Below are 19,372 nucleotides of genomic sequence, written 5' to 3'. Positions count from 1 at the left end.
ATAAAGCCGCCGTACAGGCCCGGAGTGAAGCAAGTTGTGCGCCATTCGCTCAGGGTTTGGCGGTCGGGCGGATCGAGTCCCATTCGGTGACGAACGCGGTTTTCGACTTTTTGTTGTACAGGCACAGCTCGGTGCCTTGCTGGCCCTTCATGTGTTTTTGCGGGTATTGGCCTTGCAGCAACAGCGCGGTGTAGCCGACGCGGTCATCGAATTGCGCGGCGTTGCCGACCGGTTTGGCGTTTTTCAGGCCGCTGGCCTTGGTGCAGCTGGCGAGCACGGCTTTGTCGTAGGCCGCCCAGGCATCGGGGCTGGAGGCGTGGGCCAACGGGGCAATGAGGCAAAGCACGGAGAGGGCGAGGCGTTTCATGGTTCGGGCATCCTTGGAGGTTTGATCGCCAAGTTTGGAGTATGCCGCAGGATTTTAGTTTGTCAGTCCGGCACCAGTTCCCGGCGAACCACATACATTCCAGACATTTCGTACAAGCGCTGCGCTCGCTGATTGCTCTCCAGCACCTTCAGGTCGACAAATCCTTCGCGTCGATCCTGAAACGCCTTGAATGCATGAAGCAGCAAAGCCCGACCCAATCCACGTCCTTGGGCGCGAGGATGCACCACCAGGTTCTTGATGTAGGAACTGGTCCAGCATTGCGCCACGCCGATGACGCCGTCGGCATCGCTGGCGATGAAACACAGTGCCGGATCGTATTCCGGATCGTTTTCGAACTGCTGTTGCCAGACGTCCAGCGCCGGCACCCGACCACCGCCTTCGCGGTAACCGATTTGCATCAGTTCATGCACGTCGGACGCGCGTTCGGCGCTGTAGGTGGTGAGTTCGATGCCGTTCGGCCATTCGATGGCCGGCACGTCCTGGCTCAGGTCGCGCCGCATCAGGAAGCAGAACGTCTCGCTCAAGATTCAGTGGCCCTGAGCCGCGACGAATTTGGCCGCTTCGATCAGGCAGTGGGTCAGCTCTGGCGAGGAGAATTTGGTCAGCACACCGTTGGCGCCGGCGAGCCGGGCCTTTTCGCTGTTCATCGCGCTGTCCAGCGAGGTGTGCAGCAGCACGTAGAGGTGGGCGAAGTCCGGCGTCTCGCGCAGGGTGCGGGTGAAGGCGTAGCCGTCCATCTCGGACATTTCGATGTCGGAGACGATCAGGTTGATCTGCTGCGCCGTGCCTTGCAGGTCCAGCAGGCAGTCAATGGCTTCCTTGGCGCTGCGGGCGGTGTGGCATTGCAGGCCGAGGTTGCGCAGGGTGTGCACCGATTGCTGCAGCGCCACCTGACTGTCGTCGACCACCAGAATCCGTGCGTTGCCCAGCACTTCGGCGTCTTCCATGCTCAGCTCGGTCGGGGCCATTTCGATCTGCGCCGGGGCGATGCCGTGGATGACTTTTTCGATGTCCAGCACCTGCACCAGCGTGCCGTCCACCGAGGTCACGCCGGTGATGTAGGCGCGCGAACCGCCGGAACCGAACGGCGGCGGTTTGATGTCGGTGGTCAGGCAATGCACGATCTTGCTCACCGCCTGCACGTGCAGGCCCTGTTTCGAACGGCTGACGTCGGTGACGATCAGGCAGCCGCCGTTCGGATCTTCCAGCGGACGCTCGCCGATGGCGCGGCTCAAGTCGATCACCGACAGCGAAGCACCGCGCAAAGTGGCGATGCCTTTGACGTGCGGGTGCGACTCCGGCAGTTTGGTCAGCGGCGGGCAGGGGATGATTTCACTGACCTTCAGCAGGTTGATCGCCATCAGCTTGCCGCTGCGCAAGGTAAACAGCAGAAGCGAAAGTGAATCTGCGCGGGCTTTGTTGGAAGACATAAAAACCTTCTGTGGAAAAAAGGTGAGCGGCGATCGCACGGATCGCCAGCAGGTATCGATGCCGGGTTATCGACTTGTAACCGGCAGGCTTTAGGGATTCTGGCGCCAATCCGACGGCGGGACTTCTATTTCATCCCCAACCGCTTCGCCATCCGCCCTAGATTCGCCCGATCCAGCCCCAGTTCACGCGCGGCACTGGCCCAGTTGTCCTGATTGCGTTCAAGCGCTGCACTGATCAACTGCCGCTGATACTGCTCGGTGGCTGCACGCAGATCGCCGCTGATCAATGGCACGGCGGCAGTCGCTTCGGACGGCATCGGCGAGTTATCCACAACCTCGCGCGGCAGGTCGAGATCCATGGCGCTCAGACTGAGAATCTTCGGCCGCACCTTGCAGTTGCCCAGCGCCTTTAGCGCGCTGCGTCCGATCAAATGCTCCAGTTCCCGCACGTTGCCCGGCCAGGTGTAGGCCAGCAGCGCCTCCTGGGCGTCGCTGTTCAGGCGCAGGCTGTTGAGGCCCATGCGCGAGCGGTTCTGTTCCAGGAAGTAACCGCTGAGCAACAACACATCGCGCCCCCGGTCACGCAGCGCCGGCACCCGCAACGGGTACACGCTGAGGCGATGGTAAAAGTCGGCGCGGTAGCGGCCGCTGCGCACTTCTTCGGCCAGGTCGCGGTTGGTCGCGGCGATCAGGCGCACGTCGACCTGATGTTCCTTGTCCGAACCCAGACGCTGCAACTGGCCGCTCTGCAAAACCCGCAACAGCTTGGCCTGGACGGTCAGCGACAACTCGCCGACTTCATCGAGAAACAGCGTGCCGCCGTTGGCCAGTTCGAACTTGCCGCGTCGGTCGCTGGTGGCGCCGGTGAAGGCGCCGCGCACGTGGCCGAACAGTTCGCTTTCCACCAGGGTGTCCGGCAGGGCCGCGCAGTTGAGGCTGATGATCGGTTTGTCGGCGCGCTTGGAGGCAGCGTGAATGGCCTGGGCCACCAGTTCCTTGCCGACCCCGGTTTCCCCGGTGATCAGCACGGTCAGGTCGCTGCCGCCCACCAGATTGATTTCTTCCACCAGCCGTTTGTGGGCCTTGCTCTGGCCGATCATTTCACGGTTCTGCTGACCGCTGGCCTGGCGATAGACCTCGGCGCGCTGATGTTCGTCCTCGGCACGAATCGCCAGACGTTCGATGCGTTCGGCGGCGTTGACCGTGGCCGAAGCGAGGCTGGCGAAGGCTTGCAAGGCGTCGAGTTCGATCGGCTCGAAACGCTCCGGATCGAGTGCGTCGAGGGTAATCAGACCCCAAAGCTTTTCATCGACGAACAACGGACAGCCGAGGCAGTCGTGAACTTCAAGATGATCGTCGAGGCCGTCTACCAGTCCGTCATACGGATCGGGCAAATCGCTATCTGCAGCAAAACGGGTCGGCCCTTCGCCTGCCAGCAGCACTTCGAAGCGCGGGTGTTCGCTGACCTTGAAGCGGCGACCGAGGGTGTCGGTACTCAAGCCGTCGACAGCCAGCGGCACCAGCCACTCACCGTCGAGGCGCAGCAGTGCGGCGGCATCGCAGGGCAGCAGGGCGCGCATGGCTTCGAGCAGGCGTCGGTAGCGTTCGCCTTCGGGCAGTTCGCGGGACAGGTCAGAGACCAGTGGGAGCAGGGCGGTGAGCAATGATTTGGCGGACATGGGCTTGTAGTCAAAGAGACGCGTTGTAGTCGAAGCGACTATAGAGGTGCTTGTGTCGATCTGACTACATAATTTTCAAGCTATTGATTTATATAGAAAAAATAGTTGGCACGAATACTGGAATGGATAAGGCACTTTTAGAGAAAGCTCAGGAGTCACCCTTATGCTTAGCGTCCAGGATCGTGCCATCGTCAAATCCACTGTGCCTCTGCTGGAAAGCGGCGGTGAAGCGCTGATCACCCATTTCTACCGCATGATGCTTTCCGAGTACCCGGAAGTCCGCCCGCTGTTCAACCAGGCCCACCAGGCCAGCGGTGACCAGCCCCGCGCCCTGGCAAACGGCGTATTGATGTACGCCCGTCACATCGATCAACTCGACCAGTTGGGCGATCTGGTGGCGAAGATCATCAACAAGCACGTGGCGTTGCAGATCCTGCCGGAACACTACCCGATCGTCGGCACCTGCCTGCTGCGTGCCATTTCCGAAGTGCTCGGCGAAGAAATCGCCACGCCAGAAGTGATGAGCGCCTGGGGCGCAGCCTACGGTCAACTGGCCGATATCCTGATCGGCGCCGAAACCGCCATCTATGACCAGAAAGAGCAAGCCGTCGGTGGCTGGCGCGGGGCGCGGGAATTCATCGTCGCGGCCAAGGTCGAGGAGAGCGCGGAAATCATTTCGTTCTACTTCGAGCCAGCAGACAAGGGCCCGATCCTCGCAGCCGAACCAGGCCAGTACATCGGCATGAAGTTGATCCTCGACGGCGAAGAAATCCGCCGCAACTACTCGCTGTCGGCTCTGGCCAACAAAGGCCAGTACCGCATCAGCGTCAAGCGCGAACCGGGCGGCCGAGCCTCCAATTACCTGCACGATCAACTGCACGTCGGCGCCAGCATTCAGCTGTTCCCGCCATCGGGCGAATTCACCCTGACTGCCAGCGACAAACCGTTGGTGCTGATCAGCGGCGGCGTCGGCATCACTCCGACGCTGGCGATGCTGGAAGCGGCGCTGGAAACCGAGCGTCCGGTGTACTTCATCCACAGTGCGCGCAACGGCAGCGTGCATGCGTTCCGTGACTGGATCGATGGTCTGGCCGCGCGTCATCCGCAACTCAAACGCTTCTATTGCTACGCCGAAGATGACGGCGTGAGCCCGGCGGCGGACAAGGTCGGGTTGTTGAGCGAGGAACAACTGGGCGAGTGGCTGCCGGCGGAGCGTGATGTGGACGCCTACTTCCTTGGGCCGAAAGGTTTCATGGGAGCGATCAAGCGTCACCTGAAGGCACTGGGTGTGCCGGAGAAGCAGAGCCGGTATGAGTTCTTCGGGCCGGCTGCTGCTCTGGAATAATCCGGAACCGAGTCGCCTTCAATCGCGAGCAAGCTCGCTCCCACATTGGCATGCAATCCGTTGTGGGAGCGAGCTTGCTCGCGAAGGCCATTACTCGGCCCTGATTCTTAAATTCTGTTTAAAGGTTAATCGTTTCTTAACCGGTTTATCGTTTATTCCCCGATGCTGATGATAGGCGCTCGTTCGTTTACATGATCAGGATCGCCCCCATGTCGCACTTCGCCTCTTCCCGTCGTTTCAGCCTGGCCACTTTGGGCCTGTCGGTTGCCTTGTTGTCCAGTCCGTTCGCGTTCGCCGAATCCGCCTTGATCGAACCCCAGACCCTGATCGTCGATCAGAGCCTGCCCAAGGCCCAGCGTGATGCGATGGAACTGGCGGCGCGGCGTTACGGCAGTTTCTGGAACACGGGCGAAGAGGCGTTGGCCACCGCCGCCCTGTCGCCGCAGTTCGTCGACAAGACCCCGCCGGAAGGCCGGGTGCAGGGGCCGACCGGGCCGCTGCTGGCGTCGAAGTTCTTTCGTACGGCGGTGCCGGACTTGAGTTGCGAGATCGAACAAATGATCGTCGCCGGGGATCGCGTGGTGGTGCATCTGCACTTTCGCGGGCATTTCACCGGCACGTTCAAGGCTCTCAAAGGGCAGGGCCAGCGTGTAGACTTCCGGGCAACCGATATCTATCAGATCGACAACGGTCGCATCGCGGCCAATTGGCATATCGAAGACAACATCAGCCTGATGGCGCAACTGCAAGCGCAGCCGCCGGCCAGCTGAACCATGGACATGAAAGGGAAACGCGATGAGCGAGGAAACGATTCGATTGGGACGTGAGCGGCGCTATCTGGTGTTGCTGGGCATCATCTGCCTGGCGCTGATCGGCGGTGCGCTGTACATGCAGATCGTGCTGGGCGAGGCGCCGTGCCCGCTGTGCATCCTGCAGCGTTATGCGTTGCTGCTGATCGCGCTGTTCGCGTTCATCGGCGCGGCCATGCGCACCCGACGCAGCATCACGGTGTTCGAAGTGCTGGTGGTGATTTGTGCCATCGCCGGGGCGGGCGTTGCCGGGCATCACGTGTACACCCAGTTCTATCCGGCGGTGAGCTGCGGCATCGATGTGTTGCAGCCGATCGTCGATGACCTGCCGCTGGCGAAGATCTTCCCGCTGGGCTTCCAGGTCGACGGTTTCTGCTCGACGCCGTACCCGCCGATCCTCGGCCTGTCGCTGGCGCAATGGGCGCTGGTGGCTTTCGTGCTGGTGGTGATCCTGGTGCCGCTGCTGACCTCGCGTAACCGAAAAGCGTTGCGCTGAATCAACTTTTCGGCGCCTGCGCCGATAAAACAAACGCCTCGATTTGCGGTGACGCAACTCGAGGCGTTTTGCATTTCAGGGTCTGTGTGAAAACACCGTGACGAACGGCAAGGAAGGGTGCGACAGGTGTGCGACATGTTGTCACACAGGCCGTGTCGCAGCTCGTTTCACAGGCCCGGATTGGAGTGCTGTTACAAAAAAGGATTGGTCTGTTTCAGCGTTTGTCGGTTTTTGCACGCGTGTGCCGGATCAGGCAGTTTTAACAGACTCCGGCAGATGGCCAAAAGCCTTGGCATATCGGGCTTTGCGCGGATCGCGCCGTGGGAAAAAGCCCTCGGAGCTGTCTGAACTGAGGCCGATAGACCTACATTTTTTGGTGTTTTTGTTGAGAATCGATTTCGATAACATGCGGAACTTTTGCAAAAACGGTGATGGATTGTTGCTCAGAGCGATAAAAATTATTTCGGGATAAGACATGGTGTATAGGGCGCTACCTATCTACAATCGCCCGCACTGAATTCCCGGCACTGTTCAGCCTTTATTAAGGAGGCGAGCAGGAAGTCGGGTGTCGAGCAGCCGAGAGGCTTGCGAGACACCCAGGTGTCGGTGCCTTCCAACTTTCCGCACCAAATGGAATTGGTCTGTAACAAGGCCTTTGACCACGAATTCGAATAAGAACTGACCGCTGTCCCAGGTTTTGTCGAGCGTCTGACGCGCGACGGGCGGCCCTTATTCAATCCAAAGAAAATGCCAACCCTTGGCAGGGTGAAGTGTTGGCGATCAAAACCCAACTGCATTGCGCAAGCTGCTTTAGAGGTCGTGAGATGAGTAAAAACAGGTACCCCAGATTACTAGGCCTAGTGCCGCTGCTCGGCACGTTGTTGCTGGGAGGCTGCAACATGACCTTGCTCAATCCAACGGGCCAGGTCGGCCTGGAACAGCGCAACCTGATCATCACCGCCACGCTGCTGATGCTGTTGGTCGTTGTGCCGGTCATCGTCATGACCTTCCTGTTCGCCTGGAAGTACCGCGCCTCCAACAAGAACGCCGTCTACACCCCGAAATGGTCGCACTCGACCAAGATCGAAGTGGCAGTCTGGACCATTCCGGTCCTGATCATCATTGCCCTGGGTTACATCACCTACAAGTCGACCCACTCGCTGGATCCGTATCGTCCGATCGAATCCGACGTCAAGCCTGTGACCATCGAAGTGGTCGCGCTGGACTGGAAGTGGCTGTTCATCTACCCGGAACAAGGCATCGCCACGGTCAACAAGATCGTGTTCCCGGCGCACACGCCAGTTAACTTCCGGATCACTTCGGACGCGGTGATGAACTCGTTCTTCATCCCGGGCCTGGGCGGCCAGATCTACGCGATGGCGGGCATGACCACCAAGCTGCACCTGATCGCTGACCGCAACGCTGAAATGGACGGTATCTCCGCCAACTACAGCGGCGCTGGTTTCACCGGTATGAAATTCAAAGCGATCGCAACTTCTCAGGAAGATTTCGACGCCTGGGTAAGTGAAGTCAAAAAGGCACCTAAACAGCTTGAACCAGCTGAATACGCAGCCCTTGCCAAGCCAAGCCAGAACAATCCAGTCGAGCTCTACTCCTCGGTCACGCCGAACCTGTTCCAGACCATCGTCGACAAGTACGAAGGCATGAAACCGGGCAAGCCGCTGAAGCACGAGAAGAAAGAGAAAGAAGTGGCGGCAACGGATATGGACTCGAATTCGCATTCAGCTGCCGGGGCAGAGGAGTAAACGATGTTTGGTAAATTAAGTTGGGAAGCGATCCCTTTCCACGAGCCGATCGTGATGGTCACCATCTCGATGATCGCGCTCGGTGGTCTGGCGTTGTTCGCTGCAATCACCTACTTCAAGAAGTGGACTTACCTGTGGACCGAGTGGCTGACGTCGGTCGACCACAAGAAAATCGGCGTGATGTACATCATCGTCGCCATGGTCATGCTGCTGCGCGGTTTTGCCGACGCCATCATGATGCGTACCCAGCTGGCCATGGCCACCGAGGGTTCGCCTGGCTACCTGCCACCTGAACACTATGACCAGATCTTCACCGCTCACGGTGTGATCATGATCATCTTCATGGCGATGCCATTCTTCACCGGCCTGATGAACCTTGCAGTGCCGCTGCAGATCGGCGCGCGTGACGTTGCGTTCCCGTTCCTGAACTCCCTGAGCTTCTGGCTGCTGGTGTCCGGCGTCGTGCTGATCAACCTGTCCCTGGGCGTCGGCGAATTCGCCAAGACCGGCTGGGTTGCCTATCCACCGCTGTCGGGTCTGCAATACAGCCCTGGCGTGGGGATGGACTACTACATCTGGGCGCTACAGCTATCGGGTCTGGGTACAACGTTAACCGGGGTTAACTTCCTCGCGACCGTGCTGAAAATGCGTACCCCTGGCATGAAACTGATGGACATGCCGATCTTCACCTGGACCTGCACCTGGGCAAACGTTCTGATCGTGGCTTCGTTCCCGATCCTGACCGCTACCCTGGCACTGCTGACCCTTGACCGTTACATGGATTTCCACATTTTCACCAATGAACTTGGTGGCAATCCAATGATGTACGTCAACCTGTTCTGGGCATGGGGCCACCCTGAGGTTTACATCCTGATCCTGCCGGCGTTCGGCATTTTCTCGGAAGTCATCTCGGCCTTCACCGGAAAGAAACTGTTCGGCCACCACTCGATGATCTACGCCTCCGGCGCGATCTCGGTACTGGGCTTCATGGTTTGGCTGCACCACTTCTTCACCATGGGTTCGGGTGCCAGCGTCAACGCCTTCTTCGGTCTGGCGACGATGCTGATTTCCATCCCGACGGGTGTGAAACTGTTCAACTGGCTGTTCACCATCTACCAGGGCCGTCTGCGCTTCACCAGCCAGGTTCTGTGGACCCTGGGCTTCATGGTGACCTTCGCCATCGGCGGCATGACCGGCGTACTGCTGGCCATCCCGGGTGCTGACTTCGTTCTGCACAACAGCCTGTTCGTGATCGCTCACTTCCACAACGTGATCATCGGCGGCGCGGTATTCGGCTACATCGCAGGCTTCGGCTTCTACTTCCCGAAAGCGTTCGGCTTCAAGCTGCACGAAGGCTGGGGTAAAGCAGCGTTCTGGTTCTGGATCTCGGGCTTCTTCGTCGCGTTCATGCCGCTCTACGCTCTGGGCTTCATGGGCATGACCCGTCGTCTGAACGCTACCACCAACCCTGAGTGGGTACCGTACCTGTACGTTGCCATGTTTGGTGCGGTGATGATCGCTGTGGGTATCGCCTGCCAGCTGATCCAGCTGTACGTGTCGGTGCGTGACCGCAACAAGCCGGAAAACATGTGCGAACACGGTGACCCGTGGAATGCCCATACCCTGGAATGGTCGACCTCGTCGCCACCTCCGTTCTACAACTTCGCTGTACTGCCAAAAGCAGACTGCATCGATCCGTTCACCGAGGCCAAGGAAAACGGTACTGCGTACAAGGCACCAGCCAAGTACGAACCGATCCACATGCCGAACAACACCGCCACTGGCGTGGTGATGGGCGCACTGCTGACCGTGTTCGGTTTCGCGATGATCTGGCACATCTGGTGGTTGGCGATCGCCAGCCTGGCCGGCACTGTCATCTACTTCGTGATCCACGCAGCACGTGACGATCAGGGCTACATGGTGCCGGTTGAAACAATCGAGCGCATCGAAGCCGAGCAGCACAAGCGTCTGGTAGCGGCCGGGAAGATCCCTGCTTCCGCAACCCGTGTTGAAACCAAGTTGGAACAGGCTTAAACAATGTCGAACTTAGTGACCAATGCTGGACACGCCCATGGTCATGACCATGGGCACGATGACCATCACCACGACTCGGGCGAGATGACCGTATACGGTTTCTGGCTCTACCTGATGACCGACTGCATTCTGTTTGCGTCGATCTTCGCGGTGTACGCGGTACTGGTAAACAACGTCGCCGGTGGCCCGTCGGGCCACGACATCTTCGAACTGCCATACGTGCTGGGCGAAACCGCTCTGCTGTTGTTCAGTTCGATCACCTACGGCTTCGCCATGCTGGCGTTGTACAAAGGTAAAAAGCAGCAGGTTTTGGGCTGGTTGTTCATGACCTTCCTGCTCGGCGCAGGCTTCATCGCCATGGAGATCAACGAGTTCCACCTGCTGATCTCCGAGGGCTTCGGTCCTAGCCGTTCGGGCTTCCTGTCGGCGTTCTTCACGCTGGTCGGTACCCACGGTCTGCACGTGTCCGCCGGTCTGATCTGGATGGGCATCATGATGTACCAGGTCAACAAGCACGGCCTGACGGCGACCAACAAGACCCGTCTGAGCTGCCTGAGCCTGTTCTGGCACTTCCTGGACGTGGTGTGGATCTGCGTATTCACCGTTGTTTACCTGATGGGGACCCTGTAATGGCTAATGCACACTCCCATGACAGCCATGATGCTGGCCACGGCAGCGTAAAGTCGTACGCCATTGGCTTCATCCTGTCGGTAATCCTGACCGTCATCCCGTTCGGCCTGGTGATGTTCCCGACCCTGCCGAAGTCGACGACGCTGGCGATCGTCCTGCTGTTCGCCGTGATCCAGGTGATCGTTCACCTGTATTACTTCCTGCACCTGGACCGTTCCATCGCTCAACGTAACAACGTGATTGCGTTCGTCTTTACGGCCATCGTGATCGTGCTGCTGGTCGGTCTGTCGCTGTGGATCATGTTCAGCATCCACACCTACATGATGGCGAAGTGAGGTAAACCCGATGTCGCTCAAGCACTTTATCCAAATCACCAAACCGGGGATCATTTTCGGTAACGTGCTTTCTGTGGCAGGCGGGTTCTTCCTGGCCTCGAAAGGGCATGTCGATCTGGCCGTGTTTCTGGCAGCCATGATCGGCACTTCCCTGGTTGTGGCCTCCGGTTGCGTGTTCAACAACTGCATCGACCGCGACATCGACCTGAAGATGGAACGCACCAAGAACCGGGTGCTGGTCCAGGGCTTGATCTCCCTGAAACTGGCCCTGGTCTATGCGACCGTCCTGGGTGTCGCCGGCGTTGCGTTGCTGTACAAGGTGGCCAACCCGTTGGCTGCCCTGTTCGCCGTGATCGGCTTCATCATCTACGTCGGCTTCTACAGCCTGTACCTCAAGCGCAAGTCGGTTCACGGCACGCTGGTGGGCAGTCTGTCGGGCGCCATGCCGCCGGTGATCGGTTACGTGGCCGTGACCAACAGCTTCGACATGGCCGCGCTGACCCTGCTGGTGATGTTCAGCCTGTGGCAGATGCCGCATTCCTACGCCATCGCGATCTTCCGCTTCAACGATTACCTGGCCGCATCGATTCCGGTGTTGCCAGTGAAGCGCGGAATCCAGGTGGCCAAGAAGCACATCCTGATCTACATCCTGGCCTTCCTCGTGGCGACCTTGATGCTGACCTTCAGCGGTTACGCCGGCATGAGCTACCTCGCCGTCGCCGCGGCCATGGGCATGTACTGGCTGTACATGGCCTGGACCGGCTACAAGGCGGTGGATGACACGGTCTGGGCACGCAAGCTGTTCGTGTTCTCGATCTTCACCATCACCGCGCTGAGCGTCATGATGTCCCTGGACTTCAAGGTGCCGACCGAGCTGCTGCTGACGTACGCGCCGTAAGGTTCGAACGTTGTACGAGAAACCCCGTTCATCGAGAGATGAGCGGGGTTTTTTGTTGCTCGGATGATGGATAAACGACGTCCTTTGTCGCGAACAGACTCTCTCCCAAAAGGGTGGGGTAATCAGCCATTCCCTCGAAACGACTAGCTAGAAATCGACAGGTTGCGGTCGATAGGCAAAAGCCCTAGATTCGGATCCAACTACATGCATCGATCAAGAGGCTGGGCGAAATGACTGAGAGGATGACCTGCGACGAGCGCTTCATTGCCCTGGCAAAAGAGCTGAACTACGACATCAACGGTGAGAACACGGTGGGTGGCAATTACGCGCCGTTGATCCGTCATCACGACGAGATTTACATCAGCGGCATGGTGCCGCGCACCGAGGGCAAGATTCAGTATCCGGGGCGGGTGGGGCAGGAGCTGACGCTCAAGGATGCGCAGGCCGCGGCGAGTATCAGCGCGATGCGTTGTCTGGCCTTTATCGTCGATGCAGTCGGTTCACTGGACAAGGTCAGGTCGTTGTTGCGGGTCACGGTGTACGTGAAGTCCACGCCGGATTTCGTTGACCTCAGCGAAGTCGCCAACGGTGCATCGGATGTATTCAGTTATGTGTTGGGCGATGTCGGGCGGCACACCCGCACCACCGTCGGCGTCTATCAGTTGCCGAAAAACGCAGCCATCGAAGTCGACATGATTGCCGCCGTGCACCCATCGGCATAACCGCCAATCTGCGGACAACAAAAAGCCCCGCCTGAATTTCAGAGCGGGGCTTTTTCGTCAGCGCCGGTATTACTGGGCGGCGATGCTGTAGCCATCAAACGCGGTCTGCTGTTGCAGCGCGGTGATGATGTTTTTGCGGTTGATCGCGTGCTCGGTGCCGGCGTTGTCGACGAAGGTTTCGCCTTCGATTTCCGCCTCTTCGCCTTCACCGACGAAGGTGAAGCCGAGGAACTCCAGTGCCTCGCGATCCACGCTCAGGCGCGAACGCGGTGTGCGCATTGGCAGGGTCACGCTGATGCCGTCCTTGCTGATGCTGAACACTTCGACGTCTTTCTTGGCGCGTGCGGCCTTGCTCTTGCCGCCGCTCGGGCTGCTGATCGCTTGGTGAGTCTGGTTCAGAACCTTGAGGGCCAGGCCGTAGACGATTTCCTGGAACGCCGGATCGTCCTTGAAGCTCGACAGGATGCGGCTGATCGGAAACTTGCTGCTGAGGTCTTCGAGGGCGGCGATGTCGGCGGCTTCGGCGTCCTTCAGGCGCTTGAGTTCGCCCATCAGCTCGTAAGCCTGGTCGTCATCGAAGCGGTCGTGGGCCTGACGGATCGCGGCGCGCAGTTCGCGGATCTGATCGCTCTCGCGGCTCGACTGGAACGCGTCCAGCACCATCTCGCTGATGATCTTCGCCTGTGGGATGTGTTGTGAAAGATTGATGGAGTTTTCGTATTCCGCTTTGGACGACAGAGTGACTACGGATTCAGCGGTGTTGAAATCGGACATTGAAATTTCACTACTTTTTTAACTTGAGGTGAGACGAGAAAGCGCTGGGGCTTTTTCAGGCCGACTAATTTAGGGGAGCGCGACGGCGTTGTCACGGAGCAAGGGGCCGGCGGTGCCGATTATTTATCCGGATGATTTGTGAGGGGCAACCAGACACCGCGCGTGCCTTGGCTCATTCATTGGCGACAGCGTTCTCCGGTAGCCGCCGGGACGTCAGGCCACGCAGCGTCCAGTAGAGCTTCAGCGAACGAGTGCTGATCAGGCCGCACATGAACCCCGAAATGCCGGCCTTGAGCAGCAGCATGTCCGGCGACGCGGAAAGCTCCGGATTCACGTCATTCTGGTAACCGAAGTAGTAGTTCGAGGAAAAGAACATCAGGTACATGATCAGGATTTTTACCGTGCCCGGCATGATTAGCCCTGTCGCGGAGTCGTCGAGCATCACGCCCCGCCGGGAGAACACCAGCCAGGCCGAGAGACCGCCCAGCAACAGCGCGGCGAACCATGTGCTCAAAAACAGCGCCGGGTTGATCGTCAAATTCAGGGAATACAGCGACCACGCCAAAAACGCCGGGGGCGTTATCAGCATCGAGGCACGGCTTTCGCGGCGGGGAGAGAACGCCTTGATGCCGAAATAAACCAGCAGCAGAAAAATCAGGTAAACCCGTATCGGAGTGTTTTGCAGAATCGTGAGCATTGCGCAGCATCCATGCTGGAAAAGGAGGAGGGTGGAGCATAGCCGGGGTCACAGTAACCGTCGGCTATTTCAGCCGCAAACGCTCCATCGCGATCACCGACGTTTCAAACCCCAGGCTGGCAAAAAACGCTTCCGCACCTTCGCGCCCGGCACGCAGAACCCAGGTAATGTCGCTGTTATCGCCCATCACATGTTCGACCAGCGCCCGCCCGATGCCCGCGCGCCGGTGTTGCCCGTCGACCACGACCATCGACAGGTAGCCGTTGGACAAGCCATCGGTGATGCCACGGGCGAAACCGATAATCTGCTGGCCGCTCAATGCAACGGCCGTGCGCTGAGAGTTCTGAACAAGCTGTGCGAAATGTTCGGCGGTGCCGGTGCGATGGCCCCAGCCGTGCCGTTCTAGAAACTGCCTTGCTGCCTCCACTTCCGTGGGCAGGAGGTCGCGTATTGAAATGCCTTTGTTCATTCGTTGATTCCGTCCCTGGTGTATTTCCAACAGTAGTCGCGTTGCCTACGGTCTGCCCCACATCTGCATGGCGAACTCGACGAAGCGACGCAGTTTAGGCAACCGATAGCGATCCGGCGCGTAAAGCAGATGCATCGGGCGGTTCGGCGGCTGATAGTCCGGCATCACCACGACCAGTCTGCCGTCGCGCAGGTCCTGTTCCACCAGCGCGTCCGGCAGCATCACGATGCCCATGCCGGTGCGCGCGGCCTGATGCAGGCCGGCAGAGCTGTTGATCAGCATCGGGCCTTTGACGTCGACCATGATGTCACCGTCCGGACCGCTGAGGCGCCACTGCTTTTCCACCGATTGCCAGTCGTCACCGGCGGGATAGGCAAAGGACAGGCAGTCGTGCTGGCGCAGTTCCTCAGGCGTGAGCGGCATGCCGCGTCGGGCCACGTATTCCGGGGAGGCGCAGACCGTCAGGGTGTAGTCGATCAGCGGGCGGGCGATCAGGTTGGACTGGTCGAAGTGGCCCAGTCGGAAGGCCACGTCGAGACCGCTTTCCAGCAGATCCGGACGGCGGTTGGTCAGGATCACGTCGAGTTTGACCAGCGGACATTGCAGGGAAAACTCACTGAGCGCCGGGGCCAGACGTTCAACGCCAAAGGTCAGCGGCGCAGTAACCCGCAGAATACCGCGCGGTTCATCGAGCGTCTGCTCGGCGAGGCGTTCGGAGTCGGCGACCAGACCGAGCACTTCCAGACAGCGCTGGTAGTAAACGCTGCCGAACTCGGTCAGTCGCTGGCGGCGGGTGGTGCGTTGCAGCAATTGCACGCCGAGCCGTTGCTCCAGCGCCCGCAGGTGATTGCCCACCATGGTCGTGGACATTTCGCACTGCAGCGCGGCCGCCGTCATGCTGCCGGACTCCACAACCTTGACGTACACGCTCATCGACTGGAACAAATCCATTATCAAGCCTGGCTTTTAAATGATTGAAGTTTTGCCGAGTTTATCCAGTTCAGGTGGATAACCATACTGCCAGCACCTCTCACCTCGCTGGAGTTTGCCGATATGACAGCCGCCCTGATGAACACCTATCAATCGCTGGACTTGAGCTTCATCAAAGGCCTGGGCACCCGACTCTGGGATCAGGCGGGCCGTGAATATCTGGACGCGGTGGCGGGCGTGGCGGTGACCAATGTCGGCCACTCGCACCCGCGCATCGTGTCAGCGATCAGCGAGCAGGCGGGATTGTTGCTGCACACCTCCAACCTCTACAGCATCGACTGGCAACAATCGCTGGCGCAGAAGCTGACACGGCTGGCGGGGATGGAGCGGGCGTTCTTCAACAACTCCGGTGCCGAGGCCAACGAAACCGCGCTGAAATTGGCGCGTCTGTACGGCTGGCGCAAAGGCATCGAACAGCCGCTCGTGGTGGTGATGGCCAACGCGTTTCATGGCCGGACCCTCGGCACCTTGTCCGCCAGCGATGGCCCGGCGGTGCGGCTGGGTTTCAATGACTTGCCCGGGGATTTCGACAAAGTGCCGTTCGGCGATCTTCAAGCGCTGGAGCAGGTGCAGCGCAAACATGGTCAGCGGATCGTGGCGATTCTGGTGGAGCCGATCCAGGGTGAAAGCGGCGTGCAACTGGCGCCGCCTGGCTACCTCAAGGCCCTGCGTGAATTGTGCAACCGTCACGCCTGGCTGCTGATGCTCGACGAAATCCAGACCGGCATCGGCCGTACCGGCCGCTGGTTTGCGTTTCAGCACGAAGGCATCGTTCCCGACGTCATGACCCTCGCCAAAGGCCTGGGCAACGGCGTGCCGATCGGCGCCTGTCTGGCACGGGGTCGGGCGGCCGATCTGTTCACCCCCGGCAGCCATGGCAGCACCTTCGGCGGCAATCCACTGGCGTGCCGGGTGGGTTGCACCGTGCTCGAGATCATCGAGGAACAAGGTCTGCTGGAAAATGCCAGGGTTCAAGGCGAGCGCCTGCTGACTCGCTTGCGTGCAGAGCTGGCGGACGATCCGAATGTGCTGGCGATTCGCGGGCAAGGGCTGATGATCGGCATCGAACTCAAACAGCCGATCCGCGACCTGACACTGATTGCCGCGCGGGATCATGGACTGCTGATCAACGTCACTCGCGGCAAGACGATCCGGCTGCTGCCGCCGCTGACGATTGATGAGCGGGAGGTGGGGATGATTGTCAGAGGGGTTGGCCGTTCCCTGAGCCATGTCTCATCCCTCGGTCAGTAGTGAAATCTGCAAGTTATGACGCAGATTTCGCCGTCTACGATTGCATAGACCAGGCGATGCTCGGCAGTTATCCGCCGTGACCAGAAGCCGCTCATGTTGTGCTTGAGCGGCTCCGGTTTACCCAGGCCTTCAAAGGGTTGGCGCTGGATCGCTTTAATCAAAAGATTGATTCGTTTGAGACCGGCCTTATCGTTTTGCTGAAACCATAAGTAGTCTTCCCAGCCCGTTGGCGTGAACTGGATTTTCATTCTTCAATCAGTTGCCTGACTTTGGCTTTTCCAGCGCGCATTTCGCCAATCGATTTGATCAAGCGCTCGGCATTTGCCGGAGAACGCAGCAGATAGGCCGTTTCTTCCAGCGCGTTGTATTCGGCCAGAGACATCATCACTACAGGCTCGCCTTTTTGGCGGGTTACCAGAAGTGGGGCGCAGTCTTCATTCACGCGATCCATGGTTTCAGCCAAGTGCGCACGAGCTGTGGTGTAGTTGATAGTGTCCATGTTGTAGTCCTCGCTTGATGCAAAGAACGTACAGAAATGAGTACAGGATGACAAGGCGATACCTATCAGTGGTTGTGCCACAGACGGGCTGCCTGCGGTGTGCTGAGTATCACCGAAGTCTCATCGAGACGTTTCTGGGTCTTCTGTAAGCTGATTCCGACGAGCCTGCCATCCCTCTCACTCTCTACGTGAGATTTTTCTAATCAGGGTAGTCCGACAAATCCGGCGCCAGCATCCGGGTCTTCGGTGCGCCGTTCGCGTTGTGCTGGATGATGTCGTTCGGCTGCCCCTGTTGGTTGAAAAACACCTGACCAATCCCCGCCGAATTCCACAGCCGCTCACCCGCTTCGGCGTGTTCCGGCACGTATGGGACGATGCGCATGCGGCGGCGTTTGGTCAGCCAGTTGAGGGGGGAGCGTGGTGAGTAGAGCCAGCGGTTGAGGCGGTCGAACCATTCCAGCAGGGTAGGCGGGAACTCGTTCTTGATACCGCTGCTGGTGATTTGCCAGATGCGCGGGCCGGCCTTGCGGTGTCGGATCAGGACTTCGTAGACGAAGGAATAATGCACGTCGCCTGACAGCACCACGTAACTGCCCGGTGTACGCGAGTGTCGGAAAATGTTCAGGATCACCTGGGCCGCGCCGCGATGGGCCATCCAGTTTTCCGCGTCCACCAGCAGTGGATAACCGCACCAGCTGAATACTCGCTGCACGGTTTCGATCAGCTTTACACCGAAGATCGGTGCCGGCGAAACGATGATCGCCGAAGGATGGTCGAGCAGTTCCTGCTGCAGTTCGCTCAAGGCTTCCCAGTCCAGCAAACCCGACGGTTGCTTGAGCGCCATTTCGCTGCGCCAGCGTCGGGTGCGAGTGTCGAGCACCACTAGCGCCGGGCTGGTCGGCAATACGAAATGCCACTGCTGAAAGCGCAGCAATTCCTCAATCAATCCGTCCTGCACGGGAGCGTCGAGATAGCGGTCGTCTCCGCTGGCGCTCAGGCCTCGGGTTTTCTCCAGTACAGCGCTGAATGCATCCGGATTGTTGCCCCAGCCCTGACACAACATGTAGGCGATCAGCGCGTTGCCGATGATGCGTTTGGAGAACGGGTGGCCGTAGGCCGTTTCCTCCCATTGCGCGGACAGGTTCCAGTCATCGGTGATGTCGTGGTCATCGAAGATCATCAGGCTCGGCAGATGCGCCAGTGCCCGGGCCACCTGGCCGAGGCCGGCCTTGAAACCGTCGATGCGGGTCTGTTCGAGGGCATAGCGCTTGAGGCGTTCCGGCGTCAGTGCCGGCGGCTGCGAGTTGACCAGCGCCCAGGGCGTTGGCGACCAAACGAGCAAATACATCGCCATGACTTCGGCAAACGTCACGAGGTGATTGTCGGCGCTGCTGCTGGTGAAAATCGGCTTGCGTGCACCGCCGAAGAAACGCTCGCGCAATGTCTCGTTGCTCTCGAGTGCCGGCAGCAAATCCGCACGATGGTAGTAGCTGGCCGGATGTTCATAGAGCTTCGCGCTGTCGCTGACCACCGCGCCTTCGAGGTGCTCACCGAACAGACCGAGGCGCTCGATCAGGGCATGAATTGCCCGCAACATCGGGCCGGCAACGTCGTCGGCGTAAACCTGATCGCCGCTCATCATCAACAGGGCGGGACGTTGCTGCGGATCGGTTTCGGCGGCCAGCAACCGGTCAACGCAGAGCAGGCCGTCGGCGGCCGGGTGATGGGGCTTGCGGCAGGAACCGTGCAGCAACTGGTCGATGCGAGAACGCAGGACGAAGTTCGGGCTGGTGGCGTTGTCGTAGAGCAGGTGCGGCGCCCAGTCGGCGATGGGCTGCTGGCCATCGATCAACAGGTCGTAGTCGATGCGGGTGTCACAGGGCAGGGCGGTTTGCAGCGGAACGTCGATCAGGTGAACAAACGCCCGGGTGCCCACCGGAATGACCGTGCATTTCCCGGCACCCAGTGGAATGTCTCCTACGCCTTGCAGGCGCAAGGTCAACGACAGTTCGCGGCTGCCGACCAGCCAAAACACTAAGCGCGTTGGTTCCAGTCGGCGCAGCAGTGGCCCGGCCAGAACAGCAGGCAACGGGCTCAGGTCATCAGGTGTCGGAGGCATCGGGGGAAAAGCTCAAGGCGCACAGGCCGGCGATGATAGCG

General features: G+C 59.4%; 21 protein-coding genes. 10 read left to right on the top strand and 11 right to left on the bottom strand.

Annotated features, from left to right (window positions below):
* Positions 1–49: 49 nt before the first annotated feature.
* The 4 genes from ABTV87_RS24005 to norR all read right to left on the bottom strand — a co-directional run bounded on the left by ABTV87_RS24005 (position 50) and on the right by norR (position 3,497).
* Entirely contained in the window at positions 50–367 is a 318-nt protein-coding gene (locus tag ABTV87_RS24005; protein ID WP_039765638.1) for a hypothetical protein, read from the bottom strand.
* A gap of 62 nt (positions 368–429) precedes the next feature.
* Positions 430–888 (bottom strand): GNAT family N-acetyltransferase, encoded by a 459-nt coding sequence (locus ABTV87_RS24000; RefSeq protein WP_085606903.1) that lies wholly within the window; start codon positions 886–888, stop codon positions 430–432.
* Between the two features lie 27 nt (positions 889–915).
* The gene (locus ABTV87_RS23995) at positions 916–1,818 is read right to left on the bottom strand and encodes a chemotaxis protein CheV (RefSeq protein ID WP_007956731.1); all 903 of its coding nucleotides are present in this window, start codon (positions 1,816–1,818) and stop codon (positions 916–918) included.
* Positions 1,819–1,943: 125 nt separating this feature from the next.
* Complete coding sequence (norR, locus tag ABTV87_RS23990; RefSeq protein ID WP_221535355.1) at positions 1,944–3,497, bottom strand: nitric oxide reductase transcriptional regulator NorR; 1,554 nt, start codon at positions 3,495–3,497, stop codon at positions 1,944–1,946.
* 163 nt (positions 3,498–3,660) lie between these two features.
* On the opposite strand from norR, the gene hmpA reads away from it, so the two are divergent.
* From hmpA to ABTV87_RS23945, 9 genes are all read left to right on the top strand, one after another.
* Positions 3,661–4,842, top strand: coding sequence for an NO-inducible flavohemoprotein (hmpA, locus tag ABTV87_RS23985; RefSeq protein WP_221535354.1), 1,182 nt, complete (start codon positions 3,661–3,663; stop codon positions 4,840–4,842).
* A gap of 209 nt (positions 4,843–5,051) precedes the next feature.
* Positions 5,052–5,612: an ester cyclase gene (locus tag ABTV87_RS23980; protein ID WP_011335845.1), complete on the top strand. Its 561-nt coding sequence runs from the start codon at positions 5,052–5,054 to the stop codon at positions 5,610–5,612.
* Positions 5,613–5,637: 25 nt separating this feature from the next.
* The gene (locus ABTV87_RS23975; RefSeq protein ID WP_007956723.1) at positions 5,638–6,147 is read left to right on the top strand and encodes a disulfide bond formation protein B; all 510 of its coding nucleotides are present in this window, start codon (positions 5,638–5,640) and stop codon (positions 6,145–6,147) included.
* Positions 6,148–6,971: 824 nt separating this feature from the next.
* Positions 6,972–7,913, top strand: a complete 942-nt coding sequence (gene cyoA / locus ABTV87_RS23970; RefSeq protein WP_085606895.1) for a ubiquinol oxidase subunit II — start codon at positions 6,972–6,974, stop codon at positions 7,911–7,913.
* Positions 7,914–7,916: 3 nt separating this feature from the next.
* Complete coding sequence (cyoB, locus tag ABTV87_RS23965; RefSeq protein ID WP_007956721.1) at positions 7,917–9,947, top strand: cytochrome o ubiquinol oxidase subunit I; 2,031 nt, start codon at positions 7,917–7,919, stop codon at positions 9,945–9,947.
* 3 nt (positions 9,948–9,950) lie between these two features.
* Complete coding sequence (locus tag ABTV87_RS23960) at positions 9,951–10,577, top strand: cytochrome o ubiquinol oxidase subunit III (RefSeq protein ID WP_007956720.1); 627 nt, start codon at positions 9,951–9,953, stop codon at positions 10,575–10,577.
* Positions 10,577–10,912, top strand: coding sequence for a cytochrome o ubiquinol oxidase subunit IV (cyoD, locus tag ABTV87_RS23955; RefSeq protein WP_007956718.1), 336 nt, complete (start codon positions 10,577–10,579; stop codon positions 10,910–10,912). The genes ABTV87_RS23960 and cyoD overlap by 1 nt, the downstream gene beginning before the upstream one ends.
* Positions 10,913–10,922: 10 nt before the next feature.
* On the top strand, positions 10,923–11,810 hold the full coding sequence (gene cyoE, locus ABTV87_RS23950) for a heme o synthase (protein WP_007956716.1): 888 nt from the start codon (positions 10,923–10,925) through the stop codon (positions 11,808–11,810).
* Positions 11,811–12,040: 230 nt separating this feature from the next.
* Positions 12,041–12,532 carry a RidA family protein gene (locus tag ABTV87_RS23945; RefSeq protein ID WP_007956714.1) on the top strand — a complete coding sequence of 164 codons (492 nt, stop codon included), beginning with the start codon at positions 12,041–12,043 and terminating at the stop codon, positions 12,530–12,532.
* Positions 12,533–12,601: 69 nt separating this feature from the next.
* Here the strand turns inward: ABTV87_RS23945 and ABTV87_RS23940 are convergent, their stop codons facing one another.
* The 4 genes from ABTV87_RS23940 to ABTV87_RS23925 form a co-directional block, all read right to left on the bottom strand.
* The gene (locus ABTV87_RS23940) at positions 12,602–13,306 is read right to left on the bottom strand and encodes a hypothetical protein (RefSeq protein WP_127799796.1); all 705 of its coding nucleotides are present in this window, start codon (positions 13,304–13,306) and stop codon (positions 12,602–12,604) included.
* 172 nt (positions 13,307–13,478) lie between these two features.
* Positions 13,479–14,003 (bottom strand): DUF6622 family protein, encoded by a 525-nt coding sequence (locus ABTV87_RS23935; RefSeq protein ID WP_085606891.1) that lies wholly within the window; start codon positions 14,001–14,003, stop codon positions 13,479–13,481.
* 64 nt (positions 14,004–14,067) lie between these two features.
* The gene (locus ABTV87_RS23930) at positions 14,068–14,472 is read right to left on the bottom strand and encodes a GNAT family N-acetyltransferase (RefSeq protein WP_375747849.1); all 405 of its coding nucleotides are present in this window, start codon (positions 14,470–14,472) and stop codon (positions 14,068–14,070) included.
* 45 nt (positions 14,473–14,517) lie between these two features.
* Positions 14,518–15,423, bottom strand: coding sequence for a LysR family transcriptional regulator (locus ABTV87_RS23925; protein WP_433898473.1), 906 nt, complete (start codon positions 15,421–15,423; stop codon positions 14,518–14,520).
* 102 nt (positions 15,424–15,525) lie between these two features.
* On the opposite strand from ABTV87_RS23925, the gene ABTV87_RS23920 reads away from it, so the two are divergent.
* A complete protein-coding gene (locus tag ABTV87_RS23920; RefSeq protein WP_433898472.1) occupies positions 15,526–16,713 on the top strand; it encodes an aspartate aminotransferase family protein in 1,188 nt (395 codons plus the stop codon).
* Here ABTV87_RS23920 and ABTV87_RS23915 read toward each other — a convergent pair.
* The 3 genes from ABTV87_RS23915 to ABTV87_RS23905 all read right to left on the bottom strand — a co-directional run bounded on the left by ABTV87_RS23915 (position 16,707) and on the right by ABTV87_RS23905 (position 19,331).
* Positions 16,707–16,961 carry a Txe/YoeB family addiction module toxin gene (locus tag ABTV87_RS23915; RefSeq protein ID WP_011335833.1) on the bottom strand — a complete coding sequence of 85 codons (255 nt, stop codon included), beginning with the start codon at positions 16,959–16,961 and terminating at the stop codon, positions 16,707–16,709. The two genes, ABTV87_RS23920 and ABTV87_RS23915, sit on opposite strands and share 7 nt — an antisense overlap.
* Positions 16,958–17,212 carry a type II toxin-antitoxin system Phd/YefM family antitoxin gene (locus ABTV87_RS23910; protein ID WP_039765667.1) on the bottom strand — a complete coding sequence of 85 codons (255 nt, stop codon included), beginning with the start codon at positions 17,210–17,212 and terminating at the stop codon, positions 16,958–16,960. The genes ABTV87_RS23915 and ABTV87_RS23910 overlap by 4 nt, the downstream gene beginning before the upstream one ends.
* A 199-nt stretch (positions 17,213–17,411) precedes the next feature.
* Positions 17,412–19,331, bottom strand: a complete 1,920-nt coding sequence (locus tag ABTV87_RS23905) for an alkaline phosphatase D family protein (RefSeq protein ID WP_433898471.1) — start codon at positions 19,329–19,331, stop codon at positions 17,412–17,414.
* Between the last annotated feature and the right edge of the window lie 41 nt (positions 19,332–19,372).

Origin of the sequence: Pseudomonas sp. PSE1(2024), from assembly GCF_050990555.1 — a bacterium.
In the GTDB taxonomy this organism is placed as follows: domain Bacteria; phylum Pseudomonadota; class Gammaproteobacteria; order Pseudomonadales; family Pseudomonadaceae; genus Aquipseudomonas; species Aquipseudomonas aphyarum.
This window is presented reverse-complemented; position numbering and strand designations above follow the sequence as displayed.

What these genes read in the sequence shown, in the direction of transcription:
- ABTV87_RS23915 (WP_011335833.1), bottom strand. Translation starts at nt 16,961, where the DNA reads ATGAAAATCCAGTTCACGCCAACGGGCTGGGAAGACTACTTATGGTTT.
- ABTV87_RS23925 (WP_433898473.1), bottom strand. Translation starts at nt 15,423, where the DNA reads ATGGATTTGTTCCAGTCGATGAGCGTGTACGTCAAGGTTGTGGAGTCC.
- ABTV87_RS23980 (WP_011335845.1), top strand. Translation starts at nt 5,052, where the DNA reads ATGTCGCACTTCGCCTCTTCCCGTCGTTTCAGCCTGGCCACTTTGGGC.
- cyoE (WP_007956716.1), top strand. Translation starts at nt 10,923, where the DNA reads ATGTCGCTCAAGCACTTTATCCAAATCACCAAACCGGGGATCATTTTC.
- ABTV87_RS23995 (WP_007956731.1), bottom strand. Translation starts at nt 1,818, where the DNA reads ATGTCTTCCAACAAAGCCCGCGCAGATTCACTTTCGCTTCTGCTGTTT.
- ABTV87_RS23960 (WP_007956720.1), top strand. Translation starts at nt 9,951, where the DNA reads ATGTCGAACTTAGTGACCAATGCTGGACACGCCCATGGTCATGACCAT.
- ABTV87_RS23940 (WP_127799796.1), bottom strand. Translation starts at nt 13,306, where the DNA reads ATGTCCGATTTCAACACCGCTGAATCCGTAGTCACTCTGTCGTCCAAA.
- ABTV87_RS23930 (WP_375747849.1), bottom strand. Translation starts at nt 14,472, where the DNA reads ATGAACAAAGGCATTTCAATACGCGACCTCCTGCCCACGGAAGTGGAG.
- cyoB (WP_007956721.1), top strand. Translation starts at nt 7,917, where the DNA reads ATGTTTGGTAAATTAAGTTGGGAAGCGATCCCTTTCCACGAGCCGATC.
- ABTV87_RS23935 (WP_085606891.1), bottom strand. Translation starts at nt 14,003, where the DNA reads ATGCTCACGATTCTGCAAAACACTCCGATACGGGTTTACCTGATTTTT.
- ABTV87_RS23905 (WP_433898471.1), bottom strand. Translation starts at nt 19,331, where the DNA reads ATGCCTCCGACACCTGATGACCTGAGCCCGTTGCCTGCTGTTCTGGCC.
- ABTV87_RS23910 (WP_039765667.1), bottom strand. Translation starts at nt 17,212, where the DNA reads ATGGACACTATCAACTACACCACAGCTCGTGCGCACTTGGCTGAAACC.
- cyoD (WP_007956718.1), top strand. Translation starts at nt 10,577, where the DNA reads ATGGCTAATGCACACTCCCATGACAGCCATGATGCTGGCCACGGCAGC.
- norR (WP_221535355.1), bottom strand. Translation starts at nt 3,497, where the DNA reads ATGTCCGCCAAATCATTGCTCACCGCCCTGCTCCCACTGGTCTCTGAC.
- ABTV87_RS24000 (WP_085606903.1), bottom strand. Translation starts at nt 888, where the DNA reads ATGCGGCGCGACCTGAGCCAGGACGTGCCGGCCATCGAATGGCCGAAC.
- cyoA (WP_085606895.1), top strand. Translation starts at nt 6,972, where the DNA reads ATGAGTAAAAACAGGTACCCCAGATTACTAGGCCTAGTGCCGCTGCTC.
- ABTV87_RS23945 (WP_007956714.1), top strand. Translation starts at nt 12,041, where the DNA reads ATGACTGAGAGGATGACCTGCGACGAGCGCTTCATTGCCCTGGCAAAA.
- ABTV87_RS23975 (WP_007956723.1), top strand. Translation starts at nt 5,638, where the DNA reads ATGAGCGAGGAAACGATTCGATTGGGACGTGAGCGGCGCTATCTGGTG.
- ABTV87_RS24005 (WP_039765638.1), bottom strand. Translation starts at nt 367, where the DNA reads ATGAAACGCCTCGCCCTCTCCGTGCTTTGCCTCATTGCCCCGTTGGCC.
- hmpA (WP_221535354.1), top strand. Translation starts at nt 3,661, where the DNA reads ATGCTTAGCGTCCAGGATCGTGCCATCGTCAAATCCACTGTGCCTCTG.
- ABTV87_RS23920 (WP_433898472.1), top strand. Translation starts at nt 15,526, where the DNA reads ATGACAGCCGCCCTGATGAACACCTATCAATCGCTGGACTTGAGCTTC.